The sequence below is a fragment of the Catenulispora yoronensis genome, from assembly GCF_039531695.1.
In the GTDB taxonomy this organism is placed as follows: domain Bacteria; phylum Actinomycetota; class Actinomycetes; order Streptomycetales; family Catenulisporaceae; genus Catenulispora; species Catenulispora yoronensis.
Genome location: NZ_BAAAQN010000157.1, coordinates 1 through 785, shown reverse-complemented (window position 1 = coordinate 785; position 785 = coordinate 1). Strand labels below are relative to the sequence as shown.

1 protein-coding gene is annotated in these 785 nt (G+C 56.9%); it reads right to left on the bottom strand.

The genetic code is table 11. The features are described 5' to 3' along the window. Window positions 1-74: 74 nt before the first annotated feature. Window positions 75-302, bottom strand: coding sequence for a hypothetical protein (locus tag ABD481_RS46505; RefSeq protein WP_001568050.1), 228 nt, complete (start codon window positions 300-302; stop codon window positions 75-77). Window positions 303-785 lie beyond the last annotated feature (483 nt).

Below are 785 nucleotides of genomic sequence, written 5' to 3'. Positions count from 1 at the left end.
GTAGTTAACGAAGCCGGAAAAACCGTTCGTGCGATTTTTACGGCGTGGGAGAAGCAGGGTTTACCCTGCTTTTTTCATATCTGCGGTTTGCTTCCCGCTTCTTCTTCCTCCTTCTTAAGCTGATCGGTAATGTCTTCCGGTTCGCCCAGAAACCAGCCTTTGACGGGTTCACAGCGTTCAATAAACGCTTTTATCGCCCGTTTTCCGGTCGTGGCCTGCACCCGGGTAAACATCGGCAGATTGCCGCTGGCATTGCTTCCCAGAAATGCGATCCGATACGTTCGCAATGAAGGATCCTGCATTTTTCTTTTTCCTGATTTTTAAAGAACATCACCCGTTGAGTTGCCGGGGCCGCGGTTTTGACTTTGTGCGGGGACCTGCTGAACCTGCCCCCTGGATATAACCTTCACCCGTTTGAGAGCCGTTCGCCGCAAGGGCGTAAACGAGCACGGCCCGGTGCAGATGTCCGGGGGTGAGCGGGAAATTTTTTTCGGCCTAATGAAGCGGCAGCGGAATGGCCGGGAAAAATTTATTGCGAAAGGCCCTGCCGTCCCCTGGACAGCAAGACGGGTTGTGCTTGTCTCAGCCCCGGCGAATGGACTCAAACGGGTGATACGGGTACCAGGGGAAAGGAGCAGGCACCCGCCGCAACGACGAAGAGCGCGGGCGCGAAACGGCGTTGCCCCGCAGAGTGCCGGCAGTCCTTCGCCGGCACGGTGAAAGCGGCGCGACCGGGACGGTCGCAGCAAGCGCTGCCGTTGACCTTGACGTCAGACATCAGACAC

Excerpts from the sequence above, each read along its gene's own strand:
- ABD481_RS46505 (WP_001568050.1), bottom strand. The coding sequence starts at position 302 with ATGCAGGATCCTTCATTGCGAACGTATCGGATCGCATTTCTGGGAAGC.